This window comes from Klebsiella michiganensis, from assembly GCA_000963575.1.
GTDB lineage: Bacteria > Pseudomonadota > Gammaproteobacteria > Enterobacterales > Enterobacteriaceae > Cedecea > Cedecea michiganensis_A.
The window spans coordinates 5074048-5096972 of the sequence record CP011077.1 but is presented as its reverse complement, the minus strand read 5'-3'; the positions used below and the strand labels follow the sequence as shown (position 1 = coordinate 5096972).

The following is a 22925-nucleotide window of genomic DNA, read 5'->3' as shown; positions in this document are numbered from 1 at the left end:
GCTTACCTCTGCTGCTGCAGAAACTCATCTATTTCCTGGCGCCACGGCACGGAAGGCTGAGCACCTTTTCGCGTCACGGCGATTGCAGCGGCAGCGTGAGCAAATCGCACGGCATCTTCCATCGACTTTTCTTCCAGCAATGCGGTAACCAGCGCACCATTGAAAGTATCGCCTGCGGCGATAGTATCGACAGCGTTAACCTTAAAGCCCGGCACACGTTTGCCGTGACCTTTTTCGCTTAGCCACACGCCACGGCTGCCAAGAGTAATAATTACTGTATCGATCCCTTTACCGTGAAGCACTTCAGCGGCTTTTGCAGCATCTGCATCGTTCTCAACGCGCACGCCGGTCAGCTTTTCGGCTTCAGTTTCGTTCGGGGTTATCATATCTAACAGAGACAGAAGCTCATCAGAGAGTTCACAGGCCGGGGCCGGATTCAGAATCACTTTGGTCTGGTGCTGATGGGCAATTTTCGCCGCAGCCAGAACGCTCTCAAGCGGGGATTCCAGCTGCATTAATAACGCTGAGGCATCGGCGATTTTCGGCTGTTGCGCTTCCACCAGCTCAGGTGTCAGGGCTGCATTCGCGCCAGCGTGAATGCCAATCACGTTTTCACCTGCGCCGTTGACAAAGATAAGTGCCACGCCGGTCGCTTCATCTTTAATGGTACTGATTGGCGAAGTATCGATATTATCGCTGGCAAGCTGCTTACAAACACGGCCGCCGGTATCGTCATCGCCCACACAGGCAATAAACGCAATGTCTGCCCCACTGCGCCCTGCCGCAACGGCCTGGTTCGCACCTTTACCGCCGAACGCCACCTGATATCCCTGCCCGGTGACGGTTTCGCCTGGCGTTGGGAAATGTTCGAGGTTGAGGATGTGGTCAGCATTGATGCTGCCAAGAACGACGAGTTTGCCTGTGCTTTTCATATCTTGATATCCAGTTTGAGTGCGCCACTCATGCCTGAGTGGCGCGTTGCCCTGCTTTTCTTTGATTCTTATTTGGCGATCAGTTTCAAATCAACCGGGATTTTCGCATCCACTTTTTCGCCTTTCAGCACTTTATCGGCGGTTTCCACACCGATAACGCCGATCTGGTCAGCCATCTGAGCAACTGTCGCCCCCAGTTTGCCGCCTTCAACGGCTTTCACGCCGTCGGCAGTGCCGTCGAAACCGACGACCAGCACATCAGACTTACCCGCAGTTTGCAGCGCACGCAGGGCACCCAGTGCCATTTCGTCGTTCTGAGCAAATACGGCCTGGACGTTAGGGTGTGCAGTCAGCAGGTTTTGCATAACGTTCAGACCTTTAGTGCGGTCAAAGTCAGCCGGCTGGCTGGCCAGAACGTCAAATTTATGAGCCGCCACAGCCTGTTTGAAACCTTCACCACGTTCACGGGCGGCGGAAGCACCGGCAATCCCCTGCAGTTCAATGACTTTAGCGCCGTCGCCCAGTTTCTTAGCGATGAAATCACCGGCCATTTTGCCGCCAGCAACGTTATCAGAAGCGATGTGGCTTACCACGGTGCCCTGGTTTGCCATACGGTCGAGGGTGATCACCGGGATTTTAGCCTGATTTGCCATTTTAACGGCATTACCCACAGCGTCTGAATCCGTTGGGTTAATCAGCATTAATTTGGTGCCGCGCACGGTTAAGTCCTGCACGTTTGCCAGCTCTTTTGCCGGGTTGTTTTGTGAATCCAGCACCACCAGGTTGTAGCCCAGCTTGTCGGCCTCTTTCTGCGCGCCATCTTTCAGCGACACGAAGAACGGGTTGTTCAGGGTAGACACCACCAGCGCGATGGTGTCTTTTGCCATAGCGTTTGCGCTTACGGTGGCGCTCAGAGCGACAGCGGAAACCAGGGTAGCCAGTTTTTTCATGTTCATAGTCAGATGTCCTGTAGGGTTATGGTTTTACTGCTTTTTATTGTCCACCAGTACCGCCAGCAAAATTACCACCGCTTTGACGATCATCTGGTAATAAGAAGAAACACCTAATAAATTCAGACCGTTGTTCAGGAAGCCGAGAATCAATGCCCCGATCAGCGTGCCGACAATCCGGCCTTTGCCGCCCGCCAGGCTGGTACCGCCCAGCACAACCGCCGCGATAGCATCCAGTTCGTATCCCGCACCCGCCGTTGGCTGAGCAGAGGAAAGACGCGCTACTTCGATGATCCCGGCCAGAGACGCCAGCAGACCACACAGAGAGTAGACGATGATTTTCACTTTGTTGACGCTAATGCCTGACAGGCGCGTCGCCGCCTCGTTACCGCCGAGCGCATAGATATAACGCCCCAGGCGAGTATGGTGCAGCATGTACCACGCGGCCAGGAAGACAATCGCCATGATCCAGACCGGCGTTGGGATCCCCAGCGGGCGGCCAATACCGAACCAGCCAAACAGGTCTGCATTGTCCGAGAAGCCGGTGTTCATCGGGCTGCCATTGGTATAAACCAGCGTTACACCGCGCAGCAGCAACATCATCACCAGCGTGGCGATAAAGGCCTGAACCCGTCCTTTTGCCACAATGACGCCCGTTACGGCACCAATTGCGGCCCCGAGAGCCAACGCAGCGGCAACGGCCACCAGCGCATTCACCTCAAAGCCTACAATCGAGGCGGCCACCGCCCCGGTTAGCGCCAGAAGGGAACCAACGGACAGGTCGATCCCGGAGGTCAGAATGACCAGCGTCATCCCCACCGCCATAATGGCGTTCACCGACGTTTGCTGCAGGATGTTGAACAGGTTATTCACGGTAAAGAAATTCGGGCTCAGGGCCGAGACAATCGCAATCAGCACCAGCAGAGCGATCAGCGATTTTTGCTCCATCAGCCACGCTTTGGTGAACCAGCGACGGGTGGACACGGTCTGGGTACTCATTTATCTAACTCCTGATTCACTCGATTAAGCTTACCAACGGCCGCAGCCATCAGCGCCTCCTGAGTGGCTTCTTCACGGGAAAACTCACCGCTCAGTCGCCCTTCGTGGATAACCATGATGCGGTCGCTCATGCCCAGCACTTCCGGCATCTCGGACGACACAAGAATGATGCTCAACCCTTCGGCTTTAAACTGGTTAATTAACTGATAAATTTCTTTTTTCGCCCCCACGTCTACACCGCGGGTTGGCTCGTCGAGGATCAATACTTTCGGGCGAGTCATCAGGCCGCGCGCGATGGCGACTTTCTGCTGGTTTCCGCCGGACAGCAGACCTATTGGCTGCTCCATAGAAGGTGTTTTGACGTTAAACAGGCGAATGAAGTCCTGCACTGCCTGTTGCTCATCTTTATGCTTCAGGCTGCCGGCCCCGCGGCTGAAATAACGCAGCGCGGTCAACGACATGTTCTCCTTCACCGACATCCCCAGCACCAGGCCATCACGCTTGCGGTCTTCGGAGATATAAACGATGCCGTTAGCCAAGCCATCCTGCGGAGAACGAGTCACCACCTCGCGGCCATCCAGCGCCACATAACCGGCGGTTCTCGGCAGCGCGCCATACAGTACTTTCATCAGTTCGGTACGCCCGGCGCCCATCAAGCCAGCCACGCCGAGAATTTCCCCCTGCCGCAGTGTGAAAGAGACATCCTTCACGCCGGGACCGGAAACGTTATCAACCCGCAGTCGAATATCGCCGGGCTGCTTGTCCAGATGCGGATACTGGTCTTCAAGCTTGCGGCCAACCATCATTTCGATCAGGGTATCTTCGGTGAGCGTAGAGACTTCGCGCTCGGCGATAAACTGCCCGTCACGCAGCACAGTTACGTCGTCGCACACCTCAAAAATTTCTTTCATACGGTGGGAGATATACACGATGCCGCAGCCCTGAGCCTTCAGCTCACGGATAACGCGGAACAGCGACTCGGTTTCCGTGTCGGTTAGCGCATCGGTTGGTTCATCCATAATGATGACTTTGGACTCAAAGCTCAGCACCTTGGCGATCTCAACCATCTGCTGATCGCCAATCGACAGCTCGCCCACCAGACGTTCGCTGGTGTAGCGTAAATTCAGCTTCGCCAGCAGCTTGTCGGCTTCGCGGTACATCCTCTTCCAGTCAATATTGCCAAAGTGCCCGACAAACTCACGGCCAAGAAAGATGTTCTCCGCAATGCTTAGCTGCGGGATAAGGTTAAGCTCCTGGTGAATAATCCCAATGCCCGCTTCCTGGGATGCCTTTGGCCCGCTAAAGGCGGTTTCTTTTCCCAGCCACAGCAGCGAACCCGCATCTTTGGTATAGATCCCGGTCAGGACTTTCATCATCGTGGATTTGCCGGCGCCGTTTTCACCCACCAGCGCCATTGCACGGCCGGGATAGACGTTCAGCGCCGCGCCAGACAGGGCTTTCACCCCTGGGAACGATTTATCGATCCCTTTAAGTTGCAGTAAGGGTTCCATGCTGACCTCCTCAGAAGGTTACGCCGGCACAGAGAATGATATTCGCATACGGGGAACACTCCCCGCTGCGAATAACCGCGTGTGCATCCGCGGTGTGCTGCTTGAACTGCTCATGACTGATGTAACGAATAGTTATGGTGTTTCCCTGGTGTTTTTGCAGCTGCTCAATATGGTTGAGCAACGTTTCGTGAAGCGCGGGATTATGTTGTTTGATTTCAGAAGCAATGATTGCCGCCTCAACCTGCATTTCCTGAGTTACCACGTCCACGACCTGCATAAAGCCCGGAACGCCGTGAGTTAATGCCAAATCGATGCGCTGGGTATTGCGCGGAATTGGCAACCCGGCATCGGCAACCACCAGCGTATCGGTGTGCCCCAGACGGGAGATAACGGCCGAAATATCAGCGTTAAGAACGGTACCTTTCTTCATTTTCCTGCTCCACTAGCGAAACGTTTCGCTGATAATGAGTGTAGGAAAAGAGATGGCGGTTAAACAACCACCAGGTTAAAGAAGTGTGATCAACATCGAAACGTTTCGACAGTAAAAGTAAAACGGCAACTTTGGTTGCCGTTTTTAGTGTTTGCACCCTCTCCTGTGGGAGAGGGTCGGGGTGAGGGCATCACCGCGCACCTATAAAAAAATTGCCCGGTAAGCATTGTGCCACCGGGCAATATTAGAGGACTTAAATCTCGACCTGGGTTCCCAGTTCGATAACCCTGTTCGGCGGGATCTCAAACTGGTCAGGCGCGCGCAGGGCATTTCGCTGCAGGGCCAGGAATAGCTTCCCGCGCAGGCGGAGATACCACGGACGTTTGCCGATAATCAGCGACTCATGCGACATGAAGAACGAGGTTTCCATCATCCGGCAGCTCAGGCCCTCCAGGCCACAGCGGTGGAAAATTTCTTCCACGTTTGGCGTTTCACGCCAGCCGTAACTGGCCACCACGCGCCAGAAGGTTGGCGACAGCTGCTCAATAGAAACCCGGCGAACGTTATGCACGTATGGCGCGTCTTCAGTGCGCAGCGTCAGCAGCACGACTCGCTCATGCAGCACTTTGTTGTGCTTCAGGTTATGCAGCATGGCAAACGGGATAACATTCAATGCGCGGGACATATATACCGCAGTGCCCGGCACGCGAACCGGGGGCGACTTCTCAAGGGACGCAATCATGGCTTCCAGCGAGTTCCCGTGCTCATGCATGCGACGCAGCAGGCGGAAACGCTCGCTCTTCCATGTTGTCATGATGGTAAACATGACAAGCCCCAGCGTGAGCGGCAGCCAGCCGCCGGAAACGATTTTCTCGAGGTTGGCAGAGAACAGCGGCACGTCGATAAACAGGAAGCCCACGCACATCAGCAGCACGGCAATTTTATTCCAGTGCCAGTTTTTGCGCGCTACGGTGCAGCAGAGAATCGAGGTCAGCACCATCGTGCCAGTTACCGCGATACCGTATGCCGCCGCAAGGTTGCTTGAGTGTTCGAAGCTAACGATGACGATCACCACGGCGATATACAGGATCCAGTTAATCGCTGGAATGTAAATCTGCCCGGACTCCATTTCCGAGGTATGGATGATGCGCATTGGCGAGAGATACCCCAGGCGAACCGCCTGACGCGTCAGCGAGAAAACGCCTGAGATAACGGCCTGAGAGGCAATCACCGTTGCCAGCGTCGCCAATACCAACAGCGGGATTAACGCCCAGTCAGGTGCCAGCAGGAAGAACGGGTTTTTGATCGCTTCCGGGTTCTTTAACAGCAGGGCACCCTGGCCAAAATAGTTAAGGACTAATGACGGCAGAACCGCAACAAACCATGCGATGCGAATCGGGAGCTTACCGAAGTGCCCCATATCGGCATACAGCGCTTCAACGCCGGTTATTGCCAGCACAACCGCCCCCAGAGCAACGAACGAAACGGCTTTATACTGCACGAAGAAATTCACCGCCCAGGCGGGGTTAAGCGCCTGCAGGACTTCAGGGTTGCCGATAATACTGCGGGCGCCCAGGACGGCGAGCGTCAGGAACCACAGCAGCATCACTGGCGCAAACAGCTTGCCCACGATGCCGGTGCCGTGTTTCTGAATCATAAACAGCAGCGTCAGCACAATAATAGAAAGGGGAACAATATACTGGTCAAGCTGCGGCGCGGCTATCTCAAGACCCTCTATGGCCGACATCACCGATATCGCCGGCGTGATAACCACCTCGCCGTAGAAGAAACTGCCGCCAATCAACCCCATGATCACCAGTACAGAGGTCATTCGCGCCGTCGTATTACGACCGGCAAGCGACATTAGCGTTAAGATCCCGCCTTCCCCGGCGTTATCCGCACGCATCACGAAGGTGAGATATTTGATGGAAACGACCAGTACCAACAGCCAAAAAATTAACGACAAAAAGCCAAACACAGCGTCGCGTTCAACGCCAAACCCAAACTGCCCGGACAGACATTCACGAAGGGTATAAAGCGGGCTGGTACCAATATCACCGTACACAACCCCGATAGCAGCCAGCGTAACGGCCGGCAACGATTGTTTATTATCAGCGCTCATAGACTAATCTTTTGTTGGAATCCCGAAAACGTGTGCTTAGTCCCTTGGCCCACAAAACGGCGCACAGTATGCACGATAATTGTGTAAATCGTACTCCTAAATGCATTTGACTTATCTCAGCTCAAACGCTGCATGCGGCATAATCAGCACATTAACTGGCTAAAAATAAACGCTATACTCGCGTTTCTCCACAGGGTTAACCGCGTAAGGATGCAAAGCTAATTATGGCTCAATCACATTTGCTGGCTGAAAGAATTTCTCGTCTCAGCCAGGCGCTGGAAAAGGGACTTTTTGAGCGTCAGCATGCCGTTCGTCTCTGTTTGCTGGCGGCGCTGAGCGGCGAGAGCGTCTTTTTACTTGGCCCGCCAGGCATTGCAAAAAGCCTGATCGCCCGCCGCCTGAAATTTGCTTTTCGCGAAGCGCGAGCCTTTGAATATCTAATGACTCGCTTCTCAACGCCAGAAGAAGTTTTTGGTCCGCTTTCTATTCAGGCGCTGAAAGATGAAGGCCGCTATGAGCGACTGACCGCCGGCTACCTGCCGGAAGCCGAAATCGTGTTCCTGGATGAGATCTGGAAAGCCGGCCCGGCAATTTTAAACACCCTGCTGACCGCCATTAACGAACGCCGCTTCCGCAACGGCGCCAGTGAAGAAAAAATCCCTATGCGCCTGCTGGTGGCCGCCTCCAACGAATTACCCGAAGCGGACAGCAGCCTGGAAGCGCTGTATGACCGCATGCTGATTCGCCTCTGGCTGGACAAAGTGCAGGACAAAGCGAATTTCCGCTCGATGCTTATCAGCCAGCACGACGAAAACTTCAATCCTGTCAGCGAAAATCTGCAGGTCACCGATGAAGAATATTTCAGCTGGCAGCAGCAAATCGGCGGCGTCACGCTGCCGGACGACGTTTTTGACCTTATCTTCACCCTGAGGCAGTTGCTTGAGGCGACGCCGGGCGCGCCTTATGTATCCGATCGTCGCTGGAAAAAAGCCATTCGTTTGCTGCAGGCCAGCGCCTTCTTTAACGGTCGCGATACCGTGGCGCCTATCGATCTTATCCTGCTCAAAGACTGCCTGTGGCACGACACGGCGACCATGAATTTGATGCAGCAGCAGATTGAAGTTTTGATGACCGGGCACGCGTGGCAACAGCAGACCATTCTTAGCAAACTCAGCGCCATCGTTCAGCGCCGCCTTCAGCTTCAGCAGCAAAGCAGCGATCGGGATGCTTTTACCGTACTCAAGCAGACCGGCATGTTCAGCCGCAAACCGCAGTACCAGCTCCCGGATGAGTTAACCGGCGAAACGCTGACGCTTTTACTGCAAAAACCGCTGAAGCTGCACGATATCGAAGTGATCCATATCACTCTGGCGCGAGAAGCGCTGGCACAGTGGCTTAATAAAGGCGGTGAGATCCGCGGTAAGCTGAACGGCATTGGCTTTGCGCAGTTGCTTAACCTGGAAGTGGACAACAGCCTGCACCTGACTATCCGCGATGTCAGCCTACAGGCCACGCGGCTTGCGCTACCGGGCCACCAGCAGCAGGGCGTGCCAGATGAGATCAAAAAACAGTTTGACGATCTCGATGCCGCGCTGCACCAGCAGCACGAACGTTTTAACGATCAGCAAAAATGTCTGTTTATTGAGAGCAACTGGCTGGGGAAAATTGAAGCCAGCCTGCAGGACGTTGCGGCGCAGCTGAAACAGGCCCGGCAATGATAAGCGTTGAAACGCTGGATATGATCCTGGCTATCGGTGAAGGTGAACTGATAGAAGAGATCATTATTACCCTGCTGGCTGCCCCGCAGCTGGCGGTGTTTTTCGAAAAATTCCCGCGTTTAAAAAAAGCCGTTAGTGAAGACTTACCTCGCTGGCGGGACCAGCTAAAAGGCCGCCTGAAGGACGGGCATGTTCCGGATGAACTGGCGCAGGAAGTCCTTTGCTACCAGCAGAGCCAGCTGCTTACTACAGGGCAGCTCATGGCGCGACTGCCGGATATTCTTCAACTGCTGCACAAACTCGGCTCGCCGTTCTATGAGCAGGCCAAAACGCTGGTGGCCGATAACCCACATTTCACCCAGGCGCAGCATACGCTGTTTCTACAGCGCTGGCGGTTGAGCCTGGTTGTACAAGCCACATCACTTAACCAACAGTTATTAGAAGACGAGCGCGACAAGCTGCTGGCGGAGATTCAGGCGCGGCTGGCGCTTAGCGGACAACTGGACCCCGCGCTTGCCGAGAACGACAAAGCGGCCGGCAAGCTGTGGGATATGAGCGGCGGCGCCCTGAAGCGCGGGGACTATCAGCTGATTGTGCAATACGGCGAGTTTCTCACCGGTCAGCCAGAATTAATGCAGCTTGCCGAACAGCTGGGGCGCTCTCGTGAAGCAAAATCCGTCCCGCGAAAAGATTCCCCCACGGAGCCCTGGCGTATGCTGGTTCGGGAACCGGCTACCGTGCCAGAACAGGTGGACGGTCTGCAGCGCAGCGACGATATCCTGCGCCTGCTGCCGCCAGAGCTGGCAACGCTGGGTATTACCGAACTGGAGTTTGAGTTCTACCGCAGGCTGGTGGAGAAGCAACTGCTCACTTACCGTCTGCACGGTGACGCATGGCGTGAAAAAGTCATCGAACGCCCGGTTGCTCATCAGGATTTTGATGAACAGCCCCGTGGGCCATTTATTGTTTGCGTGGACACTTCCGGCTCCATGGGCGGGTTCAACGAGCAATGCGCGAAAGCCTTTTGCCTGGCGCTGATGCGGATTGCTCTCGCCGATAACCGGCGCTGTTTCATTATGCTGTTTTCCAGCGAAGTAGTGCGCTATGAGGTCAGCGGGCGGGACGGGATCGATCAGGCGATCCGTTTTTTAAGCCAGCATTTCAGCGGCGGAACAGATCTTGCCAGTTGCTTCCGCTCGATCCTGGAAAAAATGCAGACCGGGGACTGGCACGATGCCGATGCGGTGGTGATTTCGGATTTTATCGCCCAACGGCTGCCGGACGATGTCGTCAGTAGCGTGAAGGCGCTACAGCGACAGTATCAGAACCGCTTTCACGCGGTCGCCATGTCGGGACATGGAAAGCCCGGCATCATGCGCATTTTTGACCATATCTGGCGCTTTGACACCGGGATGAGAAGCCGCCTGCTGCGTCGCTGGCGGCGCTGAGGCTTACAGCAGGTCGCTAACCTTAGCCTGCACCTCTGGCGACCAAACGCCGCACTGAACCTGGCCGATATGGGGCAGCTGAAGCAGCAGCATCGTCAGGCGGGACTGGCCGATACCGCCGCCGATGGTTTGTGGCATCTCGCCTTTGACCAGCGACTGATGCCACTCCAACTGAAGCCTGTCTTCATCTCCGGTGATAGCCAGCTGGCGCTTCAGGGTTTCAGCGTCCACGCGGATCCCCATAGAAGAAAGCTCCAGGGCATCTTCCAGCACCGGGTTCCAGACCAGGATATCGCCGTTTAGCCCCGGTAAACCTGCGTCTCCCCCCGTTGACCAGTCATCATAATCCGGGGCGCGAACATCGTGACGCTTTCCATCCGACAGTTTGCCCCCGATACCGATCAAGAAGACTGCGCCAAGCTCTTTAGCGATAGCCCGCTCGCGACCTTTCGCATCCAGACCAGGGAAGCGCTGCAGCAGCGTTTCGCTATGAACAAAATGAATTTTCTCCGGCAGCGAGGCGGCCAGGCCAAACCGCTCACTCACTTCAGCCTCGGTAGCCTTAATCGCCGCCCAGATGCTCTCGACGGTTTGTTTTAACGTGCCGGTATGACGTTCGCCGTCGCCCATCACGCGTTCCCAGTCCCACTGATCGACATAGACCGAGTGAATAGGGGATAAACGGTCTTCATCGGGGCGAAGGGCTTTCATGTGCGTGTAAAGCCCTTCACCCGCGCTGAAGTCATGCTGGCCTAGCGTTTTTCTTTTCCATTTGGCCAGCGAATGCACCACTTCAAACTGCGCCTGCGGCAAGGTTTTCACCTTAACCTGCACTGCTTTTTCGCTGCCAGAGAGGTTGTCCTGTGTACCATCTCCCACGCGGCTGAGGATCGGCGCCTGCACTTCAATCAGGCCAAGCTTCTCTTCCAGTTGACGGGAAAAATGCGTTTTCACAAAACTGATCTGACGTTGTTTAGCAATCCAGGCGGTTTTCATGGCTTTTCTCTTTGTTGTGATGTTTCTGTCATCGATTAAGCAACAGAAACGTCACCGTATTCAATAATCAACAATAAAAAAGGCCAACCTCTTTTTAATCGACGAATTTAAGGCTATAAAAAATGGAAAATCGGCATTTATCATAGGAAAAAGTGATGGATAATTATCAGATCGACAATCTCGATCGCGGCATACTCGAAGCATTAATGGCAAATGCCCGCACCGCATATGCAGAACTGGCCAAGCAGTTTGGCGTCAGCCCGGGCACTATTCATGTTCGCGTCGAAAAGATGAAGCAGGCAGGGATTATCACCGGCGCGCGCATTGACATCAGCCCTAAACAGCTCGGCTATGACGTCTGCTGCTTTATTGGCATTATCCTGAAAAGCGCCAAAGATTACCCCTCCGCCCTGACCAAGCTGGAAAGCCTCGATGAGGTGACCGAGGCTTACTACACCACAGGCCACTACAGCATCTTTATTAAGGTGATGTGCCGCTCCATTGATGCCCTGCAGCAAGTACTTATCAACAAGATCCAAACAATCGACGAAATTCAGTCCACTGAGACGTTGATCTCGCTGCAAAACCCGATAATGCGTACTATCCGGCCCTGATCGTTAATTTTAATACCCATATTATCCACAGGTAGATCCCCGCTCTTTCACAGCGTACAATACGCGACGATTTGAAAAGGCGGGACACAATGGCTGATATCACTCTGATTAGCGGCAGTACGCTGGGTAGTGCCGAATATGTAGCAGAACATCTGGCAGAGAAGCTTGAAGAAGCAGGGCATGGCACTGAAATGCTGCACGGCCCTCTTTTAGAGGATCTGAAAACCCGCGGTATCTGGCTGGTGGTCTCTTCCACGCACGGTGCTGGCGATCTGCCGGACAACCTGCAGCCTTTCTATGACGCTATAAATGAACAGCGCCCGGATCTGAGCGGCGTAAGCTATGGCGCGATCGGGATCGGCAGCCGTGAATACGATACGTTTTGCGGTGCTATAGAGAAGATCGACCAGCTTTTGACTGACTGTGGGGCAACCCGCTTAGGATCCTTGCTCAAAATTAACATCCTCGATCACGATATTCCTGAGGATCCGGCCGAGATTTGGGTTGGTTCCTGGATTAATTTACTCCCTGAAGTGTAAAGATTGCGCGATCGGATGTGGATAACTCTGGTTAAAAGCTTGGATTAAGCGGTAGTTATCCCAATAACAACCGTTGTTCACTTTTTGAGTTGTGCATAAACCTCAATTCTGATCCCAGCTTATACGGTCTGGGATCACCGGTAGTACACAGCAAACGATCCTTTCCAGGTTGTTGATCCTAAAATGGATAAATGGCTTATCCACAGAGGTGGTCGATCCTAATAAGAGATCATAATAAAGAGATCTTTAAATAAAAAAGATCTTCTTTTAATTACCGAAGATCCCGATGCTTTCTCGAAAGACTAAAGTTGAGTAGAATCCCCAGCCCGGGAAGTCACAAACCCTCATTCGCGAAACCGAGGCAGTTACCATGTTTTATCCAGATCCTTTTGACGTCATCATCATCGGCGGGGGTCATGCAGGCACAGAGGCGGCAATGGCCGCAGCTCGTATGGGTCAGCAGACCCTGCTTCTGACACACAATATCGACACGCTGGGACAGATGTCTTGCAACCCGGCTATTGGCGGTATTGGCAAGGGACATTTGGTTAAGGAAGTGGATGCCCTCGGTGGCCTGATGGCTACCGCGATCGATCATGCAGGTATTCAGTTTAGAATACTAAACGCCAGCAAAGGCCCGGCAGTCCGCGCTACCCGCGCTCAGGCAGACCGTGTGCTTTACCGTCAGGCCGTCCGCACCGCGCTGGAGAACCAACCCAACCTGATGATTTTCCAGCAGGCGGTTGAAGATCTTATCGTTGAGAACGATCGTGTCGTCGGCGCAGTGACCCAGATGGGGCTAAAATTCCGTGCCAAAGCGGTTGTGCTTACCGTAGGCACCTTCCTCGACGGGAAGATCCACATCGGGCTGGATAACTACAGCGGCGGCCGTGCGGGCGATCCACCTTCGATCCCATTATCACGTCGTTTACGTGAATTGCCTCTGCGCGTTAGCCGCCTGAAAACGGGCACGCCTCCGCGTATTGATGCCCGTACCATTGACTTCAGCGTACTTGCTCCGCAACACGGAGATAATCCGATGCCGGTCTTCTCGTTCATGGGAAATGTGAGCCAGCACCCGGAGCAGGTACCTTGCTACATCACGCATACCAACGAGCAGACGCACGAGGTCATTCGTAATAACCTCGACCGCAGCCCAATGTATGCGGGGATTATCGAAGGCATTGGGCCTCGGTACTGCCCGTCTATCGAAGACAAAGTGATGCGTTTTGCCGATCGCAACGCACACCAAATCTTCCTGGAGCCTGAAGGGCTGACCAGCAACGAGATATACCCTAACGGGATCTCCACCAGCCTGCCGTTTGACGTCCAGATGCAGATCGTCCGTTCTATGAAGGGGATGGAAAACGCGAAGATCGTTCGTCCTGGTTACGCCATTGAGTACGACTTCTTCGATCCGCGCGATCTGAAGCCGACGCTGGAAAGCAAATTTATTCAGGGTCTGTTCTTTGCTGGCCAGATCAACGGCACCACCGGTTACGAAGAAGCTGCAGCTCAGGGCCTGCTTGCCGGTCTTAACGCCGCCCGCTTCTCTGCTGAGAAAGAGGGTTGGGCACCACGTCGCGACCAGGCTTACCTTGGCGTGCTGGTGGATGACCTGTGTACTCTGGGGACCAAAGAACCGTACCGCATGTTTACCTCTCGGGCCGAATACCGCCTGATGCTCCGTGAAGACAACGCCGATCTGCGTTTGACTGCGGCAGGTCGTGAACTTGGGCTGGTGGATGATGCTCGCTGGGCTCGCTTCAACGATAAGCTTGAAATGATCGAGCGTGAGCGTCAGCGCCTGAAAGATATCTGGCTGCACCCGCATTCTGAGCAGGTGGCAGAGGTGAATGCACAGCTCAGCGCACCGCTTTCCAAAGAAGCTAACGGCGAAGATCTGCTGCGTCGCCCGGAAATGACCTATGCTTCGATGATGCAGCTGTCGACCTTCACGCCAGGCCTGGAAGATCCTCAGGCGGCCGAGCAGGTTGAGATCCAGGTTAAGTACGAAGGTTATATTGCGCGCCAGCAGGACGAGATTGAAAAACAGCAGCGCAATGAGAATACTGTGCTGCCTGCCACGCTCGACTATAGCCAGGTGAGCGGGCTGTCGAACGAAGTGATCGCGAAGCTTAACGATCACAAACCGGTTTCAATTGGTCAGGCATCCCGTATTTCGGGAATTACCCCTGCGGCAATCTCGATTTTGCTTGTCTGGCTTAAAAAACAAGGGCTGCTGCGACGCAGCGCCTGAAAATAATGGACGACAACAGGCCAGGCAATCCTGGCCTCTTTTTTTGATGGGTTTACGACGTGCTGACTAAATTATCTCGCCTGCTGAAAGACGCCGGCATCACCCTGCCAGAACATCAGCAGCAGCAGCTGGTAGGCTATGTCTCGCTGCTCGACAAATGGAACAAAGCATACAACCTGACTTCGGTGCGTAATCCTGATGAAATGCTGGTTCGGCATATCCTGGACAGCATAGTGGTCGAGCCGCATTTGCAGGGAAATCGGTTTATCGATGTCGGTACAGGTCCAGGCCTGCCGGGCATTCCGCTGGCAATCGTGCGCCCTGATTCGCATTTCACCCTGCTGGACAGCCTCGGCAAGCGTGTACGATTCCTGCGGCAAGTGCAGCACGAGCTGAAGCTGGAAAACATCACCCCGGTACAAAGCCGCGTGGAAGATTTCCCAGCGGAGCCACCGTTTGACGGCGTCATCAGTCGAGCTTTTGCCTCGCTGAGCGACATGGTGAACTGGTGCCACCATCTGCCGGGGGAACACGGGCGATTTTATGCGCTGAAGGGCGTACGCCCGGATGAAGAGATTACTGAACTGCCGACCGGATTCGCTGTGGAAGATATCGTCAAACTCAGCGTGCCAGGCCTGGAAGGGGAGAGGCATTTGGTGCTGATTAAGGCAAACAAAACTTAATATTTATCAAAAAACGGCGCGATTGAAATGTTTCACTGAGGTTAAAAAGGGGGAGGGTTACCGATGAAATGCCTGGTTACATTTAACCAATCTTTAACTCGGATTTATCCTGCTTTTAACCTCAAACCGATTAGTTACCAGGGTAATAATTTTATTTGAAAATATCATCCGACTAAAATTACGCCGAAAAATGGTCTCTTTCGAATGTTAAAAGTTTAACTGGAATGTCAATGAAAGGTTTTTATGACGTTTCAAGTTGTTTTAAACAGAGTGCGCATTAATCAGCTTAATTATCAATCATATGTAATTAGTGCTTTCTTAGGCGGCAAAATAGTGCCTGACGATAAGATGTTTAATTTGTGATCGTGTGCACGCTTTGCTGTCGGGGATTTCGGCTTATTTGCACTTTTTGAGGAAGCCGATGCGATTCATCAAAAGTCAGAAAATGGCTGTGCGGAAAATTAATTAAACATTTGTTCACCTTTTCGCTACTTATTGTTTGAAATCACTGGGCCGCACCGTATAATTTGCTCGCTTTTTGAGGCTTGACTCAGCGTCGCAAAGACAGTTTTATACGACACGCGACATACCTCATAGGTAGCAGGAGTTAGGAAACGTCATGTCTGTGTCGCTCTTGAGTAAGAACGTAGCCCGCAAGCTTTTGTTCATCCAACTTCTGGCTGTAGTAGCAATTGGACTGCTGTTTTGCCTTAAAGCTCCTTCTTGGGGCGCTTCCGCTCTCGGTGGAGGCCTGGCGGTTTGGCTGCCAAACGTGCTGTTTATGATTTTTGCCTGGCGCCATCAGGCGCATACACCCGCAAAAGGCCGTGTGGCCTGGACATTCGCTCTCGGCGAAGTGCTAAAGGTGATTGCGACCTTCATCATTTTAGTGGTGGCGCTGGCGTACTTTAAGGCGGTGGTATTGCCGCTAATAGTGACGTGGGTTTCGGTGCTGGTTGTGCAGATACTCGCACCAGCTGTAATTAACAACAAAGGGTAAGAGGCATCATGTCTGCAGGAGAAATCTCTACACCGCAGGAGTATATAGGTCACCACCTGAATAACCTTCAGTTGGACCTGCGTACTTTCTCGCTGGTGGATCCGCATAACCCCCCGGCTACCTTCTGGACGCTCAACATCGACTCCATGTTCTTCTCAGTATTTCTGGGTCTGGTGTTCCTGGTGTTGTTCCGTAAAGTGGCGAAAACCGCCACCAGCGGCGTCCCGGGTAAATTCCAGACTTTTGTAGAGCTGATTATTGGCTTTGTGCATGGCAGCGTGAAAGACATGTACCATGGCAAAAGCAAGGTTATCGCTCCACTCGCCCTGACGATTTTCGTCTGGGTCTTCCTGATGAACTTGATGGATCTGCTGCCTATCGATTTGCTGCCATACATTGGCGAGCACATCTTTGGCCTGCCAGCCCTGCGCGTGGTGCCGTCCGCGGACGTGAATATCACCCTGTCTATGGCGCTGGGCGTGTTTATCCTCATTCTGTTCTACAGCATCAAAATGAAAGGCATTGGCGGCTTCACGAAAGAGCTGACGCTGCAGCCGTTCAATCACTGGGCATTTATTCCTGTCAACTTAATCCTTGAAGGGGTAAGCCTGCTGTCCAAACCTGTGTCACTGGGTCTGCGACTGTTCGGCAACATGTATGCCGGTGAGCTGATTTTCATTCTGATTGCAGGTCTGTTGCCGTGGTGGTCACAGTGGATTCTGAATGTGCCGTGGGCCATTTTCCACATCCTGATTATTACGCTGCAAGCCTTCATCTTCATGGTTCTGACGATCGTCTATCTGTCGATGGCGTCTGAAGAACATTAATTTACTTACCACTACTGCGTTTAACTGAAACAAACTTGGAGACTGTCATGGAAAACCTGAATATGGATCTGCTGTACATGGCTGCCGCTGTGATGATGGGTCTGGCGGCAATCGGTGCTGCGATCGGTATCGGCATCCTCGGGGGCAAATTCCTGGAAGGCGCTGCACGCCAACCAGATCTGATTCCACTGCTGCGTACTCAGTTCTTTATCGTAATGGGTCTGGTGGATGCAATCCCAATGATCGCTGTTGGTCTGGGTCTGTACGTGATGTTCGCCGTCGCCTAGTGAGCGATGTTTGAGTCATCTAGTAATATCAGAACGTTAACTAACAAAGAGGCATTGTGCTGTGAACATTAACGCAACAATCCTCGGCCAGGCCATCGCGTTTGTCCTGTTTGTTCTGTTCTGCATGAAGTACGTATGGCCGCCATTAATGGCAGCCATCGAGAAACGTCAGAAAGAAATTGCTGACGGTCTTGCTTCTGCAGAACGTGCTCAAAAGGACCTTGACCTTGCACAGGCCAACGCGACCGACCAGCTGAAAAAAGCCAAAGCGGAAGCTCAGGTGATCATTGAGCAGGCGAACAAACGCCGTGCCCAGATCCTTGATGAAGCCAAAACTGAGGCAGAGCAGGAACGTAATAAAATCGTTGGACAGGCTCAGGCAGAAATCGACGCTGAGCGTAAACGCGCTCGTGAAGAGCTGCGTAAGCAGGTCGCTCTGCTGGCAATTGCCGGTGCCGAGAAGATAATCGAACGTTCCGTAGATGAAGCTGCTAACAGCGACATCGTCGATAAACTGGTCGCTGAACTGTAAGGAGGGAGGGGCTGATGTCTGAATTTGTTACTGTAGCTCGCCCCTACGCCAAAGCAGCTTTTGACTTTGCCGTCGAACACCAGAGCGTAGACCGCTGGCAGAACATGCTGGCGTTTGCTGCCGAGGTAACGAAAAACGAACAAATGGAAGAGCTACTTTCCGGTGCACTGGCACCCGAGACGCTCGCAGATTCGTTCATCGCCATTTGCGGCGAGCAGCTGGACGCCAACGGCCAGAACCTGATTAAGGTGATGGCTGATAACGGTCGTTTAAAAGCGCTCCCGGATGTTCTCGAGCAGTTTGCGCATTTACGCGCGCTGAGTGAAGCGATTGTAGAGGTTCAGGTAACCTCCGCGGCTGAGCTGAGTAATGAGCAACTCGCGAACATTACGACCGCAATGGAAAAACGTCTGTCACGCAAAGTTAAGCTGAATTGCAAAATCGATAAGTCTGTTATGGCGGGCGTTATCATCCAGTCGGGTGATATGGTCATTGATGGTAGCGTACGCGGCCGTCTTGAACGCCTTGCAGACGTCTTGCAGTCTTAAGGGGACTGGAGCATGCAACTGAATTCCACCGAAATCAGCGAACTGATCAAGCAGCGCATTGCTCAGTTCAATGTTGTGAGCGAAGCTCACAACGAAGGTACAATTGTTTCTGTAAGTGACGGTATTATCCGCGTTCACGGCCTGGCCGATTGTATGCAGGGTGAGATGATTTCCCTGCCGGGTAACCGTTACGCTATCGCACTGAACCTGGAGCGCGACTCCGTAGGTGCCGTAGTTATGGGTCCATACGCTGACCTTGCCGAAGGCATGAAAGTTAAGTGTACTGGCCGTATTCTGGAAGTACCGGTTGGCCGTGGCCTGCTGGGCCGCGTGGTGAACACCCTGGGTGCACCAATCGACGGTAAAGGTCCGGTTGATAACGATGGCTTCTCGCCAATCGAAGTTATCGCACCAGGCGTAATCGAACGTCAGTCCGTCGACCAGCCGGTGCAGACCGGTTATAAATCCGTCGATGCGATGATTCCAATCGGCCGTGGCCAGCGTGAGCTGATCATCGGTGACCGTCAGACCGGTAAAACCGCGATGGCAATCGATGCCATCATCAACCAGCGTGACTCCGGCATTAAATGTGTGTACGTGGCTATCGGCCAGAAAGCGTCCACCATTTCTAACGTGGTTCGTAAACTGGAAGAGCACGGTGCACTGTCCAACACCATCGTTGTTGTGGCAACTGCTTCTGAATCCGCTGCACTGCAATATCTGGCGCCATACGCCGGTTGCGCAATGGGCGAATACTTCCGTGACCGCGGTGAAGATGCGCTGATCGTATACGATGACCTGTCTAAACAGGCCGTTGCTTATCGTCAGGTTTCCCTGCTGCTTCGTCGTCCACCAGGTCGTGAAGCCTTCCCGGGCGACGTGTTCTACCTCCACTCCCGTCTGCTGGAGCGCGCATCCCGCGTTAACGCGGAATACGTGGAAGCTTTCACCAAAGGTGAAGTTAAAGGTAAAACCGGCTCCCTGACCGCTCTGCCGATTATCGAAACCCAGGCGGGTGACGTTTCTGCGTTCGTTCCAACCAACGTAATTTCGATTACCGATGGTCAGATCTTCCTGGAAACCAACCTGTTCAACTCCGGTATCCGTCCGGCAGTTAACCCAGGTATTTCGGTATCTCGTGTTGGTGGTGCTGCTCAGACCAAGATCATCAAGAAACTGTCCGGTGGTATTCGTACCGCGCTGGCACAGTATCGTGAACTGGCTGCGTTCTCTCAGTTCGCATCCGATCTGGACGAAGCCACCCGTAAACAGCTGAGCCACGGTCAGAAAGTGACCGAGCTGCTGAAACAGAAACAGTATGCCCCAATGTCTGTTGCACAACAGGGCCTGGTGCTGTTCGCGGCTGAACGCGGTTACCTCGAAGACGTGGAACTGGCGAAAATCGGTAGCTTCGAAGCCGCTCTGCTGGCTTACGCTGACCGTGATCACGCTCCGCTGATGCAAGAAATTAACCAGACCGGTGGCTATAACGACGAGATCGAAGGCAAGCTGAAAGGCATCCTCGACTCCTTTAAAGCAACCCAGTCCTGGTAACGTCTGGCGGCTTGCTCTAGGGCAAGCCGCGAGGCATTGAGGAGAAGCTCATGGCCGGCGCAAAAGAGATACGTAGTAAGATCGCAAGCGTCCAGAACACGCAGAAGATCACCAAAGCGATGGAAATGGTCGCCGCTTCCAAAATGCGTAAATCGCAGGATCGCATGGCGGCCAGCCGTCCTTATGCAGATACCATGCGCAAAGTGATTGGTCACCTTGCTAACGGTAATCTGGAATATAAGCACCCATACCTGGAAGAACGCGACGTTAAGCGCGTGGGCTACCTGGTGGTGTCGACCGATCGTGGTTTGTGCGGCGGTTTGAACATTAACCTGTTCAAAAAAGTGCTGGCGGATATGAAAGAGTGGTCCGATAAGGGCGTTCAGAGCGAACTCGCGATGATCGGCTCCAAGGGCGTTTCTTTCTTCAACTCCGTTGGCGGCAACGTGGTTGCTCAGGTTACCGGCATGGGAGATACCCCTTCCCTGTCTGAACTGATCGGCCCGGTGAAAGTGATGCTGCAAGCCTACGACGAAGGTCGTCTGGACAAGCTGTACGTTGTCAGCAACAAATTTGTTAACACCATGTCTCAGGTTCCGACCATCACTCAGCTGCTGCCGTTACCGGCATCAGAAGATGAGGAGCTGAAGCGTAAATCCTGGGACTACCTGTACGAACCAGACCCGAAAGCGCTGCTGGACACCCTGCTGCGTCGTTATGTCGAGTCTCAGGTTTATCAGGGCGTCGTAGAAAACCTGGCCAGCGAGCAGGCCGCACGTATGGTGGCGATGAAAGCCGCAACCGATAACGGCGGCAGCCTGATTAAAGAGCTGCGGTTGGTATACAACAAAGCTCGTCAGGCCAGCATTACTCAGGAACTTACCGAAATCGTCGGTGGCGCGTCCGCGGTTTAAACCAGGTTATTACCCTAAATAGTTCGGTTTGCAGAAAGGCGGCAACTGAGCGAATCCTCAAGAGCTTACTTAAGTAAGTGACTGAGGTGAGGGAAGGCAGTCAACGCATCTGCAAGTTGAAATATGACGGGTAAACGAATTACGTAGAGGATTCAAGATGGCTACTGGAAAGATTGTCCAGGTAATCGGCGCCGTGGTGGACGTCGAGTTCCCTCAGGACGGCGTACCGCGCGTTTATGACGCGCTTGAGGTACAGAACAACAATGAGAAGCTGGTGCTGGAAGTTCAGCAGCAGCTCGGCGGCGGTATCGTGCGTACCATCGCAATGGGTTCCTCCGACGGTCTGCGTCGCGGTCTGCAAGTAAATGACCTCGAGCACCCGATCGAAGTCCCGGTAGGTAAAGCGACCCTTGGCCGTATCATGAACGTGCTGGGTCAGCCGATCGACATGAAAGGCGACATCGGCGAAGAAGACCGTTGGGCGATTCACCGCGCAGCACCTTCCTACGAAGAGCTGTCCAGCTCTCAGGAACTGCTGGAAACCGGCATCAAAGTTATCGACCTGATTTGTCCGTTTGCTAAAGGCGGTAAAGTTGGTCTGTTCGGTGGTGCGGGCGTAGGTAAAACCGTAAACATGATGGAGCTGATCCGTAACATCGCGATCGAGCACTCCGGTTATTCCGTGTTTGCGGGCGTGGGTGAGCGTACTCGTGAGGGTAACGACTTCTACCACGAAATGACCGACTCCAACGTTCTGGATAAAGTAGCACTGGTTTACGGCCAGATGAACGAGCCACCAGGTAACCGTCTGCGCGTAGCGCTGACCGGTCTGACCATCGCGGAAAAATTCCGTGACGAAGGCCGTGACGTTCTGCTGTTCGTTGATAACATCTACCGTTATACCCTGGCCGGTACTGAAGTATCCGCACTGCTGGGTCGTATGCCTTCTGCGGTAGGTTATCAGCCAACTCTGGCAGAAGAGATGGGTGTTCTTCAGGAGCGTATTACCTCCACCAAGACCGGTTCTATCACCTCCGTACAGGCCGTTTACGTTCCTGCGGATGACTTGACTGACCCGTCTCCGGCGACCACCTTTGCGCACCTGGACTCAACCGTTACGCTGAGCCGTCAGATCGCATCTCTGGGTATTTACCCGGCCGTTGACCCGCTGGACTCCACCAGCCGTCAGCTGGATCCGCTGGTTGTTGGTCAGGAGCACTACGATACCGCGCGTGGCGTTCAGTCTATCCTGCAGCGTTACCAGGAGCTGAAAGACATCATCGCGATTCTGGGTATGGACGAACTGTCCGAAGAAGACAAACTGGTTGTTGCTCGTGCGCGTAAGATCCAGCGCTTCCTGTCTCAGCCGTTCTTCGTAGCAGAAGTCTTTACCGGTTCTCCAGGCAAATACGTTTCGCTGAAAGATACCATCCGTGGCTTCAAAGGCATCATGGACGGCGAATACGACCATCTGCCAGAGCAGGCGTTCTACATGGTTGGCTCCATCGACGAAGCTGTTGAGAAAGCGAAAAAACTTTAACGCCTAATCGGAGGGTGACATGGCTATGACTTACCACCTGGACGTCGTCAGCGCGGAGCAGCAAATGTTCTCCGGTCTGGTCGAGAAGATCCAGGTAACGGGTAGCGAAGGTGAACTGGGTATTTACCCGGGCCACGCACCGCTGCTCACCGCCATTAAGCCTGGTATGATCCGCATCGTTAAGCAGCACGGACATGAAGAGTTTATCTACCTGTCCGGTGGTGTTCTGGAAGTACAGCCGGGTAACGTAACCGTCCTGGCTGACACCGCGATTCGCGGCCAGGATCTCGACGAAGCGCGTGCCCTGGAAGCGAAACGCAAAGCTGAAGAGCACATGCACAGCTCCCACGGTGACGTGGATTACGCTCAGGCTTCTGCTGAACTGGCTAAAGCGATCGCCAAACTGCGCGTTATCGAGTTAACCAAAAAAGCGATGTAACTACCTGCTTGAAAAGACAAATGCCAGTCCGGGAAACCTGACTGGCATTTTTTTTATTCTTCAGCTTTATTCCATACTCAAA

The 22925-nt window shown here is 53.5% G+C and carries 22 protein-coding genes; 15 read left to right on the top strand and 7 right to left on the bottom strand.

The window, feature by feature from the left end:
• Positions 1-2: 2 nt before the first annotated feature.
• The 6 genes from VW41_23635 to trkD all read right to left on the bottom strand — a co-directional run bounded on the left by VW41_23635 (position 3) and on the right by trkD (position 6944).
• Positions 3-932 (bottom strand): ribokinase, encoded by a 930-nt coding sequence (locus VW41_23635; GenBank protein AJZ91797.1) that lies wholly within the window; start codon positions 930-932, stop codon positions 3-5.
• Positions 933-1000: 68 nt separating this feature from the next.
• A complete protein-coding gene (locus tag VW41_23630; protein AJZ91796.1) occupies positions 1001-1888 on the bottom strand; it encodes a D-ribose transporter subunit RbsB in 888 nt (295 codons plus the stop codon).
• Between the two features lie 27 nt (positions 1889-1915).
• Positions 1916-2881 carry a ribose ABC transporter permease gene (gene rbsC, locus VW41_23625; GenBank protein AJZ91795.1) on the bottom strand — a complete coding sequence of 322 codons (966 nt, stop codon included), beginning with the start codon at positions 2879-2881 and terminating at the stop codon, positions 1916-1918.
• Entirely contained in the window at positions 2878-4392 is a 1515-nt protein-coding gene (locus VW41_23620) for a sugar ABC transporter ATP-binding protein (GenBank protein ID AJZ91794.1), read from the bottom strand. The genes rbsC and VW41_23620 overlap by 4 nt, the downstream gene beginning before the upstream one ends.
• Positions 4393-4402: 10 nt before the next feature.
• Positions 4403-4822, bottom strand: coding sequence for a D-ribose pyranase (locus VW41_23615; GenBank protein ID AJZ91793.1), 420 nt, complete (start codon positions 4820-4822; stop codon positions 4403-4405).
• Positions 4823-5075: 253 nt separating this feature from the next.
• Positions 5076-6944, bottom strand: a complete 1869-nt coding sequence (trkD, locus tag VW41_23610) for a potassium transport protein Kup (GenBank protein ID AJZ91792.1) — start codon at positions 6942-6944, stop codon at positions 5076-5078.
• A 224-nt stretch (positions 6945-7168) separates the two neighbouring features.
• Here trkD and VW41_23605 point away from each other — a divergent pair, with 224 nt between their 5' ends.
• Together VW41_23605 and VW41_23600 are read left to right on the top strand one after the other, a co-directional pair.
• Entirely contained in the window at positions 7169-8662 is a 1494-nt protein-coding gene (locus VW41_23605; GenBank protein ID AJZ91791.1) for an ATPase, read from the top strand.
• The gene (locus VW41_23600; GenBank protein AJZ91790.1) at positions 8659-10110 is read left to right on the top strand and encodes a hypothetical protein; all 1452 of its coding nucleotides are present in this window, start codon (positions 8659-8661) and stop codon (positions 10108-10110) included. The genes VW41_23605 and VW41_23600 overlap by 4 nt, the downstream gene beginning before the upstream one ends.
• Positions 10111-10113: 3 nt before the next feature.
• On the opposite strand, the gene VW41_23595 is transcribed toward VW41_23600, so the two are convergent.
• Complete coding sequence (locus VW41_23595) at positions 10114-11106, bottom strand: asparagine synthetase AsnA (protein AJZ91789.1); 993 nt, start codon at positions 11104-11106, stop codon at positions 10114-10116.
• 155 nt (positions 11107-11261) lie between these two features.
• On the opposite strand from VW41_23595, the gene VW41_23590 reads away from it, so the two are divergent.
• The 13 genes from VW41_23590 (at position 11262) to atpC (ending at position 22843) form a co-directional block, all read left to right on the top strand.
• Entirely contained in the window at positions 11262-11720 is a 459-nt protein-coding gene (locus VW41_23590; protein AJZ91788.1) for a transcriptional regulator, read from the top strand.
• Between the two features lie 89 nt (positions 11721-11809).
• Positions 11810-12259 (top strand): FMN-binding protein MioC, encoded by a 450-nt coding sequence (locus tag VW41_23585; GenBank protein AJZ91787.1) that lies wholly within the window; start codon positions 11810-11812, stop codon positions 12257-12259.
• A 370-nt stretch (positions 12260-12629) separates the two neighbouring features.
• Complete coding sequence (locus VW41_23580) at positions 12630-14519, top strand: hypothetical protein (GenBank protein ID AJZ91786.1); 1890 nt, start codon at positions 12630-12632, stop codon at positions 14517-14519.
• Positions 14520-14578: 59 nt separating this feature from the next.
• Entirely contained in the window at positions 14579-15202 is a 624-nt protein-coding gene (gene gidB / locus VW41_23575; GenBank protein AJZ91785.1) for a 16S rRNA methyltransferase, read from the top strand.
• A 619-nt stretch (positions 15203-15821) separates the two neighbouring features.
• Positions 15822-16202: an ATP F0F1 synthase subunit I gene (locus VW41_23570; GenBank protein ID AJZ91784.1), complete on the top strand. Its 381-nt coding sequence runs from the start codon at positions 15822-15824 to the stop codon at positions 16200-16202.
• Between the two features lie 8 nt (positions 16203-16210).
• Complete coding sequence (locus VW41_23565; protein ID AJZ91783.1) at positions 16211-17029, top strand: ATP synthase F0F1 subunit A; 819 nt, start codon at positions 16211-16213, stop codon at positions 17027-17029.
• Positions 17030-17076: 47 nt separating this feature from the next.
• A complete protein-coding gene (locus VW41_23560) occupies positions 17077-17316 on the top strand; it encodes an ATP F0F1 synthase subunit C (protein AJZ91782.1) in 240 nt (79 codons plus the stop codon).
• 61 nt (positions 17317-17377) lie between these two features.
• Positions 17378-17848 (top strand): ATP F0F1 synthase subunit B, encoded by a 471-nt coding sequence (locus VW41_23555; protein AJZ91781.1) that lies wholly within the window; start codon positions 17378-17380, stop codon positions 17846-17848.
• A 14-nt stretch (positions 17849-17862) separates the two neighbouring features.
• On the top strand, positions 17863-18396 hold the full coding sequence (locus tag VW41_23550; GenBank protein ID AJZ91780.1) for an ATP F0F1 synthase subunit delta: 534 nt from the start codon (positions 17863-17865) through the stop codon (positions 18394-18396).
• A gap of 12 nt (positions 18397-18408) precedes the next feature.
• Positions 18409-19950, top strand: coding sequence for an ATP F0F1 synthase subunit alpha (locus VW41_23545; GenBank protein ID AJZ91779.1), 1542 nt, complete (start codon positions 18409-18411; stop codon positions 19948-19950).
• A 50-nt stretch (positions 19951-20000) separates the two neighbouring features.
• The gene (locus VW41_23540) at positions 20001-20864 is read left to right on the top strand and encodes an ATP F0F1 synthase subunit gamma (protein AJZ91778.1); all 864 of its coding nucleotides are present in this window, start codon (positions 20001-20003) and stop codon (positions 20862-20864) included.
• Between the two features lie 157 nt (positions 20865-21021).
• Positions 21022-22404, top strand: a complete 1383-nt coding sequence (locus VW41_23535) for an ATP synthase F0F1 subunit beta (protein ID AJZ91777.1) — start codon at positions 21022-21024, stop codon at positions 22402-22404.
• A 19-nt stretch (positions 22405-22423) separates the two neighbouring features.
• Positions 22424-22843, top strand: coding sequence for an ATP synthase F0F1 subunit epsilon (gene atpC, locus VW41_23530; GenBank protein AJZ91776.1), 420 nt, complete (start codon positions 22424-22426; stop codon positions 22841-22843).
• Positions 22844-22925: the final 82 nt, after the last annotated feature.